This window comes from Mesorhizobium sp. M4A.F.Ca.ET.090.04.2.1 (assembly GCF_003999085.1).
Classification (GTDB): domain Bacteria; phylum Pseudomonadota; class Alphaproteobacteria; order Rhizobiales; family Rhizobiaceae; genus Mesorhizobium.
On record NZ_RZOT01000258.1, the window covers coordinates 1 to 8,240 of the forward strand.

An 8,240-nucleotide genomic window follows, 5' to 3' on the forward strand; every position below is an offset into this window, starting at 1 on the left:
CAAGGATTGCACGGCCAACAAAGGCAGCGACGCCGGCTATTTCGGCGAACCTTATGCCAGCGGCGCCATCTGCAATTCCGCCTGTCCGCTGATGTTTGCCGGCGGCGTACGCCGCGTCGTCGGCGAATGGGCCTATCTCGGCGTGCACCAGATCACCACGACCTACATCAGGACGAAACTGCTCTACCGAACCACATACAAGGTGGTGAACGGCAAGAAGAAGGTCATCAGCACGAAGGTCGTCAGCCGCAAGAATGCCGGCAGCTACAAGACCTACGAGATGAGCAAGGCGGTGGAGAAGAGGCTGGCCGCCTATTTCCGGGACATGGGCGTTGGCGAGGACGTGCTCACAACGATGAAGAACACGCCGGCCAGCGATATCCATCAGCTGGCCCTCGAAACCATGCTGCGGATGGGTCTCGTCACCAGCATGGATTCGGTCGACCTCCTCACCGCCGCCGCCATCTGCAAGGCGAGGCCGGAGCCGGCAAATTGCCGTGAGATACCAGCGAACAAGGATGCGGCGCCGGCCGCCGCCGTGGCCGCCGAGGTCAAGCCTGCACCCGCCACTGCGGCCAGGCAGGAGATCGTCAAGCGCGACGAGGACATGCGCTTCGTCGTGGTTCGCGGCAGCAATCCGCTCTGCAATCCGGATTGCCCCGAATGGATCTCGGCCGAAGGCACGATCACAGCTTACACGCCGGAGCGGCTGCGTGACATGCTCGACAGCATTGGCCGGCGCAGGCTGCCCTTGGTGATCAACTCGCCGGGCGGCGACGTGCTGGGAGCGCTCGCGGCTGGCCGGCTGATCCGCGAGCACAAACTCGACGTCGCCATTGCTCGGACCGATTTCGTCGGCTGTGATTTGACAGCGCGGGATTGCGCGGCCGACAGCGAAGCTCGCGCCGGGCTTACCGTGGATGCCGAAGGCGTATGCAATTCAGCCTGCGCGATCATGCTTGCCGGCGGTGTCCGGCGGCTTGTCGGCCCGCGGGCGCGGCTCAGCGTGCATTCGCTGGGGATGGAGAAGCAGGTCAGGACCTACCTCGAAGACATGGCGATCGGCAGCGACCTTTTCGCGGCGATGCAGTCGGTGCTCTATTCCAGCCATCGCCAACTCGAGCCGGAGATGATGCTGAAGGTCGGGCTGACGACTGGACCGCAATCGGTCGACGCGCTGACCGGCGCCACCATCTGCGCCGCGACGCCGAAGCCCGAGAACTGCCGCGTGGCGCCGTCGCCCAATGCCCAGGCCGAGGCGCCCGCCAAACTCTAGAGAGTGAAACCCCAAGCGACCGGCAGCCACCACAGGCCGCCACTCATCAAAGGTCGAAATCGTGATCGTTAGGGGGGACCTTCTCGGTCGGGCGTCTGAAAATGTCCACCTTGATAGGCTGTTCGAAAACCAGCTTCCCCTCTGCATCACTTTGAGCGGCGGCCTCGATCGCCATGACGATTGACCGATGCCTCTGTTTGACCACATCCCCTCGCGTTGGATCAACGGCTACGATGCGCTCAAGGAACTGGTCCGGCGTGTCGAATTTTTCGCTGCGTGTGTAGGTTAAGGTTCGCACGCGACGGATGCTGCCGCCAGCATCGGCCGCGTCCATTGCTGTCTGCGCCGCCGCCCGAACGAGCGTTTCGTCCTCGACCAGACGCAGCGCTTCAAAGAAGTTTCCGCTGGCTGTCGGCTCGATCACGATCAGCATTCCGTCAGGCGTGAGGACACGCATTGCTTCGATCAGAGCCGCAAACATGCCGGATTGCGGCACATGGTGCAGGGTATTCACCATCAGGACACGATCAAAGGATGACGGCTCAAATGGCAAGCTCTCTGCCACGGCTATTGTGAAGCTGGCCGATGGTACGGTAGCGGCGGCGGCTTTGACTGCCTGGTGCTCAGGGTCGATTCCCGAAACAATCGCGCCTGCAGCGCAGAGCTGCTTGGCCAGTCCGCCGCTACCACAGCCGACGTCGAGTATCCGGAGGCCGTCAATCGCGCCAAGCGACCGGATCACCGCCAAAGGATTGTCTATCGACTGCATGACTTGTGTCCCTTCAAAGTCGCAGCAGGTGAAAATCACACAGCGCAAGAAAATCTGGAAGACCGCAGTTGGTCATGGCGTGAATTAGGCAAGGAACTGACGGATGCAACGAGTCGAACTCGGTCGCTCAGAGTGATTGGTTTTGGCTCTGGAGGCGAACTGGCCATCGAGGCAGGTTGAGCCGTCTTCGATCTTTCCGCTATCGTCCGCGGCAAGCGACAGGCGAGGATCGATGATGAACGAGGATATTCCGACACTGTTCGAGTGGGCCGGCGGCGCCGAGGCGCTCAGCCGCCTGACGCAGACCTTCTACGACAAGGTGGCGCGCGATCCGATCGTCGGCCCGGTGTTCAGGCACATGTCGCCGGACCATCCCGCCCATGTCGCGGCCTTTATCGGCGAGGTGTTCGGCGGACCGAAGACTTACAGCGAAAAGCATGGCGGCCACCGCGAGATGGTGATGCATCATCTCGGCAAGCACCTGAGCGAGGAACAGCGGCGGCGCTGGATCAACCTTCTCGCCGACGCCGCCGACGAGGTCGGCCTGCCCGACGACCCCGAATTCCGCTCCGCCTTCATGGGCTATGTCGAATGGGGATCGCGGCTGGCGAAGATGAATTCCAATCTCGGCGAGACGTGCGATCCGAAAACGGAGCCGATGCCCGCCTGGGGCTGGGGCGTGCCCGGCGGACCCTACAAGCCGCCGGCGGGAAAATCGTAGCAGTGGAGCCTCGAAGCACGCTCGTTCGATGGCGGCAATGGCAGGGCCCTGGCATCGAACACCTTATCCTGAGGCAGGACTCCGGTGGGATATCGGCCGAGTCCGTGGCGATCTCGGCCGACCATGCGCCGTTCGCGGTCCACTACCGCATTTCATGCGACCCCGACTGGCGCGCCAGGGAGGTCGAGGTCGGCATCGTCGGCGGCGGGCGCTTCCGGCTCGAGACGGACGGCATCGGCAACTGGTCGAAGGACGGCGTTGCGATCCCGGACCTGACCGGGGCGCTCGACCCCGATCTCACCGTCACGCCCTTCACCAACACGCTGCCGATCCAGCGGCTGGGGCTGAAGCCTGGCGAAAGCGCCGAGATTGCCGCAGCCTTCATCGAACTCCCGGAACTGACCATCGTCAAAAGCCCGCAGCGCTACACATGTCTCGATGAGGACAGACGCTATCTCTATGAGTCACTCAGGAGTGGCTTCCGGCGGGAAATCGAGGTTGATCGGGAGGGGCTGGTCGTTACCTATCCGGATTTCTGGCAAAGGATATGAATCGACCGCAGACCACTCTTTACAGAGCGCCCGGAAGCTTTTAGGAAGCGCCTGCGCCGAAACGCGTATGTACGGGCATAGCTCAGTTGGTAGAGCGGCGGTCTCCAAAACCGCAGGTCGTAGGTTCGAGCCCTGCTGCCCGTGCCATTTTTCCCGAAATGGCCGATTTCAATATCGTCGATAGCCCACCTGGTCCTTGAAAACCCATGGGTGGCTTGCCATTTGGTGGGAACTGGGGCATAAGGCGCCCATAGCCGGGACGGAACGACTGGATGGTTCCGAGGCGGCGTTTGGCCATAAAGCGGACACTTGCCACTTGCGTGGATCAAGAATCGGTTTTATGTAGACAGAACAGACACGCGACGCGTGGAGCTGGGAAGCCGGCTTTACGCGTCCGATTTGCATGGGCGAAATGGATGCGCTGATTCGGCGCCGCCATGAAGTCCGAGCGGCATGTCCCGGCCTGCGGGATCATCCAGGAGACCCGGCCAACGGGTCTTGAAGACAGAGCGGCATATGGCTTCGAAAACCACAAACCCTTTCACCTTTCTCCAGCAGGTTCGCGCGGAGACCGCCAAGGTGACCTGGCCGTCGCGACGCGAAACGATGATCTCGACGGTGATGGTCCTGGTGTTCGCGGTCATCGCGATGATCTTTTTCTTCACCGCCGACATAGCCATGGGCTACGCGATCGAGTGGATTCTGGGGCTGGGACGCTAAGTCCGGCGATTACGGAGAAGTCGTGAAATGACTGCGCGGTGGTACATCGTCCACGCCTATTCGAACTTTGAGAAGAAGGTCGCCGAGGACATCGAGAACAAGGCCAAGCAGAAGGGCCTATCCGGTGACATCGAGCAGATCGTGGTGCCGACAGAGAAGGTTGTGGAGATACGCCGTGGCCGCAAGGTCGATGCCGAGCGCAAGTTCTTCCCAGGCTATGTGCTGCTCAAGGCCAACCTGACCGATGCAGTGTTCTCGCTGGTCAAGAACACGCCGAAGGTGACGGGCTTCCTGGGCGACTCCAAGCCCGTGCCGATCACCGAGACCGAGGCGCAGCGCATCCTGAACCAGGTGCAGGAAGGCGTCGAGCGGCCGAAGCCCTCGGTCACTTTCGAGATCGGCGAGGCGATCCGCGTCTCGGACGGCCCGTTCGCGTCGTTCAACGGTTTCGTCCAGGAAGTGGACGAGGAGCGGGCGCGGCTCAAGGTGGAAGTTTCGATCTTCGGGCGCGCTGTGCCCGTCGATCTCGAATTCGGACAGGTCGAAAAGGGCTGATCCGAATACCCGCGCCGAAAGGCGTCGGGATGCCCTGCGCCGCTACGGCTCAGGGAAGGTGGCGCGAAGATCGCGCGGCCATGAACGGGTGGGAGGCGAACGCGACTTTAGCCGGCCGCGGGAACCGCACCACCAGACTGCAACCGCCGGTGCTTCCCTGACAGTGGGACCGGCATGAGAAAAGGCAGGAATAGAGATGGCTAAGAAAGTTGCAGGCCAGCTCAAGCTCCAGGTTGCCGCGGGCTCGGCTACGCCGTCGCCCCCGATCGGCCCGGCGCTTGGTCAGCGCGGCATCAACATCATGGAGTTCTGCAAGGCGTTCAACGCGCAGACCCAGGAGCTGGAAAAGGGGTCGCCGATCCCGGTCGTCATCACCTACTACCAGGACAAGTCGTTCACCTTCGTCATGAAGACGCCGCCGGTGAGCTACTTCCTGAAGAAGGCCGCCAACCTGAAGTCGGGCTCGAAGGAGCCGGGCAAGGTCAAGGCCGGCACGATCAGCCGCGACAAGGTGCGCGCGATCGCCGAGCAGAAGATGAAGGACCTGAACGCAAACGACGTCGAAGCGGCCATGCGCATGGTCGAGGGCTCTGCCCGCTCGATGGGTCTGGAAGTGGTGGGCTGAAGATCATGGCAAAGATTGCAAAGCGTATCGCCAAGACCCGCGAAGGCATCGATCCGAACAAGTCCTACGCGCTCTCTGAGGCGCTGAAGCTGCTCAAGGAGCGGTCCTCGGTGAAATTCGACGAGACCATCGAAGTCGCGATGAATCTCGGCGTCGACCCGCGCCATGCCGACCAGATGGTCCGCGGCGTGGTCAATCTGCCGAACGGCACCGGCCGCTCGGTGCGTGTGGCCGTGTTCGCGCGCGGCGACAAGGCTGAGGAAGCCAAGGCCGCCGGCGCCGATATCGTTGGCGCCGAGGATCTGGTCGACATCGTCCAGAAGGGCACGATCGATTTCGATCGCTGCATCGCGACGCCGGATATGATGCCGCTGGTCGGCCGTCTCGGTAAGGTGCTCGGCCCGCGCGGCATGATGCCGAACCCGAAGGTCGGCACGGTGACCACCGATGTCGCCGCTGCCGTCAAGGCCTCGAAGGGCGGCGCCGTGGAGTTCCGCGTCGAGAAGGCCGGTATCGTCCATGCCGGCGTCGGCAAGATTTCGTTCGACGTCAAGGCGCTGGAAGAGAATGTGCGCGCCTTCGCCGATGCGGTGAACAAGGCCAAGCCGTCCGGCGCCAAGGGCAACTACGTCAAGAAGGTGTCGGTCACCTCGACGATGGGGCCCGGCCTCAAGCTCGACATCGCGACGCTCGCCGCGTCCTGATACGAACTGTTCTGATCGGCCGCTAACAGGCTGATCCGCAAAGAATTCCGGGCCTCCGATCCGTCGGCGGCCCGGTACCCCGGAGGCCGAAAGGCTTCCGGATATCCTGTCCGAGATTGCAGGCGGCCCAACAGCCTTAATTCATGTGGGCCTGCATGAGACGGGTGAAGACCCGACAAAGGAGCGAGAAGCTCCAATGAAAGGTTCGAACCGTGTTTGCCTTTTGTCTGCGCACCATTCGGCCTGCCGATTGGTGTGGCGAAAGGGGGCAGGATCCTCGAGCGTCGTTCGGGAGATCCGTTACTGGATGGCCCGGCCGGCAAAAGGCAACCCGACGCCTGTCATCGTGAATGGGAATGTTCCCATTGATGGGGCAGGGGTCAACTGGAGATAGGCAGTGGACAGAGCGGAAAAACGCGAACTCGTCACGGGCCTGAATGATGCGTTTTCGAACGCGGGTTCAGTTGTCGTGGCCCACTACGCTGGTATCACCGTCGCGCAAATGAACGACCTTCGGTCGAAGATGCGCGCCGCCGGTGGCACCGTCAAAGTCGCGAAGAACCGTCTCGCCAAAATCGCTCTTCAGGGCACGGACTCCGCATCGATCATCGACCTGTTCAAGGGACAGACGCTGGTCGCTTATTCGGAGGATCCGATTGCGGCGCCGAAGGTCGCGTCCGACTTCGCCAAGGGAAATGACAAGCTCGTCATTCTCGGCGGCGCAATGGGCACCACCTCGCTCAACGCCGACGGTGTGAAGGCACTCGCCACACTGCCGTCGCTCGACGAGCTGCGCGCCAAGCTGGTTGGCATGATCGCCACGCCGGCAACCCGGATCGCCCAGATCGTCAATGCACCCGCGGCTTCGGTCGCGCGCGTCATCGGCGCTTACGCCCGGAAGGACGAGGCGGCATGAGGCCGTTCCTCGCTATCACAAACACACGTTCGAACCTTACGAAGGAATATGCAAATGGCTGATCTCGCAAAGATCGTAGACGACCTTTCGAAGCTGACCGTCCTCGAGGCGGCTGAGCTGTCGAAGCTCCTGGAAGAGAAGTGGGGCGTTTCGGCTGCCGCTCCGGTAGCGGTTGCCGCTGCTGGCGGCGCTGGTGCCGCTGCCGCCGCTCCGGCCGAAGAGAAGACGGAATTCGACGTCGTTCTCGCCGACGCCGGCGCCCAGAAGATCAACGTCATCAAGGAAGTCCGCGCCATCACCGGCCTTGGCCTCAAGGAAGCCAAGGACCTGGTCGAAGCGGCTCCGAAGCCGGTCAAGGAAGGCGTTTCCAAGGCCGATGCCGACAAGTTCAAGGCGCAGCTGGAAGCAGCCGGCGCCAAGGTTGAGCTGAAGTAAGCTTTGGTTGAGGCGGGCGGCCTCGCGCCGCCCGCCACTCCCTTGACGTCAAGGGAGCCAAAGAGCGCGAGACGTACGGAAACCTCTTTCCTGAGGGCCGCGGAACGGCCTTCAGGAAACGGGTTTTCTCCCGTTTTAACCGGCCGCCGACTGGCGGCGGGAAAACAGATCAGGGGCTGCCGCCGAGGCGGCCCGGAATGCAAGGCGAGCCGCGGCGAGGTTCGCCCCGAGAATCGAGCTAAGGAGCGACGATGGCCCAGACCCAGACTTTCAATGGCCGCAGACGCGTACGCAAGTTCTTCGGAAAGATCCCGGAAGTTGCGGAGATGCCGAACCTGATCGAGGTTCAGAAGGCATCCTACGACCAGTTCCTGATGGTGGACGAGCCCAAGGGCGGCCGTCCCGATGAGGGACTGCAGGCCGTTTTCAAGTCGGTCTTCCCGATCTCCGATTTTTCCGGCTCCTCGATGCTGGAGTTCGTGAAGTACGAGTTCGAAGGACCGAAATTCGACGTTGACGAATGCCGTCAGCGCGACCTGACCTACGCCGCGCCGCTGAAGGTGACGCTGCGCCTCATCGTGTTCGATATCGACGAGGATACCGGCGCGAAGTCGATCAAGGACATCAAGGAGCAGGACGTCTACATGGGCGACATGCCGCTCATGACGTCCAACGGCACCTTCATCGTCAACGGCACCGAGCGCGTCATCGTCTCGCAGATGCACCGCTCGCCGGGCGTCTTCTTCGACCATGACAAGGGCAAGTCGCACTCGTCGGGCAAGCTCCTGTTTGCCGCGCGCGTCATTCCCTATCGCGGCTCGTGGCTCGACATCGAGTTCGACTCCAAGGACGTCGTGCACGCCCGCATCGACCGCCGGCGCAAGATCCCGGTGACGTCGCTGCTGATGGCGCTCGGCATGGACGGCGAGGAGATCCTGTCGACCTTCTACAACAAGATCACCTACAAG

The 8,240-nt window shown here is 62.2% G+C and carries 10 protein-coding genes, 1 tRNA gene and 1 pseudogene; 11 read left to right on the plus strand and 1 reads right to left on the minus strand.

Annotation, left to right across the window (positions count from 1 at the left end; genetic code table 11):
• Positions 1-1,276 (plus strand): hypothetical protein (locus EN781_RS18695; RefSeq protein WP_127400221.1); only part of this gene is annotated, 1,276 nt, incomplete at its 5' end.
• Positions 1,277-1,322: 46 nt separating this feature from the next.
• On the opposite strand, the gene EN781_RS18700 is transcribed toward EN781_RS18695, so the two are convergent.
• Positions 1,323-2,045: a class I SAM-dependent methyltransferase gene (locus EN781_RS18700; RefSeq protein ID WP_126054420.1), complete on the minus strand. Its 723-nt coding sequence runs from the start codon at positions 2,043-2,045 to the stop codon at positions 1,323-1,325.
• 235 nt (positions 2,046-2,280) lie between these two features.
• Here EN781_RS18700 and EN781_RS18705 point away from each other — a divergent pair, with 235 nt between their 5' ends.
• From EN781_RS18705 to EN781_RS18750, 10 genes and pseudogenes are all read left to right on the plus strand, one after another.
• Positions 2,281-2,766 carry a group II truncated hemoglobin gene (locus tag EN781_RS18705; protein ID WP_126059064.1) on the plus strand — a complete coding sequence of 162 codons (486 nt, stop codon included), beginning with the start codon at positions 2,281-2,283 and terminating at the stop codon, positions 2,764-2,766.
• 2 nt (positions 2,767-2,768) lie between these two features.
• Positions 2,769-3,317, plus strand: coding sequence for a putative glycolipid-binding domain-containing protein (locus EN781_RS18710; RefSeq protein ID WP_126054421.1), 549 nt, complete (start codon positions 2,769-2,771; stop codon positions 3,315-3,317).
• 71 nt (positions 3,318-3,388) lie between these two features.
• Positions 3,389-3,464 (plus strand) — tRNA-Trp (locus EN781_RS18715).
• Between the two features lie 369 nt (positions 3,465-3,833).
• Positions 3,834-4,037, plus strand: a complete 204-nt coding sequence (secE, locus tag EN781_RS18720) for a preprotein translocase subunit SecE (RefSeq protein WP_126054422.1) — start codon at positions 3,834-3,836, stop codon at positions 4,035-4,037.
• A 27-nt stretch (positions 4,038-4,064) separates the two neighbouring features.
• Positions 4,065-4,592 carry a transcription termination/antitermination protein NusG gene (nusG, locus tag EN781_RS18725; RefSeq protein WP_126054423.1) on the plus strand — a complete coding sequence of 176 codons (528 nt, stop codon included), beginning with the start codon at positions 4,065-4,067 and terminating at the stop codon, positions 4,590-4,592.
• Positions 4,593-4,788: 196 nt separating this feature from the next.
• On the plus strand, positions 4,789-5,217 hold the full coding sequence (rplK, locus tag EN781_RS18730) for a 50S ribosomal protein L11 (protein ID WP_095765524.1): 429 nt from the start codon (positions 4,789-4,791) through the stop codon (positions 5,215-5,217).
• Between the two features lie 5 nt (positions 5,218-5,222).
• A complete protein-coding gene (gene rplA, locus EN781_RS18735; protein ID WP_126054424.1) occupies positions 5,223-5,921 on the plus strand; it encodes a 50S ribosomal protein L1 in 699 nt (232 codons plus the stop codon).
• A 397-nt stretch (positions 5,922-6,318) separates the two neighbouring features.
• Entirely contained in the window at positions 6,319-6,837 is a 519-nt protein-coding gene (rplJ, locus tag EN781_RS18740) for a 50S ribosomal protein L10 (protein WP_126054425.1), read from the plus strand.
• Positions 6,838-6,891: 54 nt separating this feature from the next.
• The gene (gene rplL / locus EN781_RS18745; RefSeq protein WP_059189560.1) at positions 6,892-7,272 is read left to right on the plus strand and encodes a 50S ribosomal protein L7/L12; all 381 of its coding nucleotides are present in this window, start codon (positions 6,892-6,894) and stop codon (positions 7,270-7,272) included.
• A gap of 251 nt (positions 7,273-7,523) precedes the next feature.
• Positions 7,524-8,240, plus strand: a pseudogene (locus tag EN781_RS18750) (DNA-directed RNA polymerase subunit beta); the annotation flags it as partial.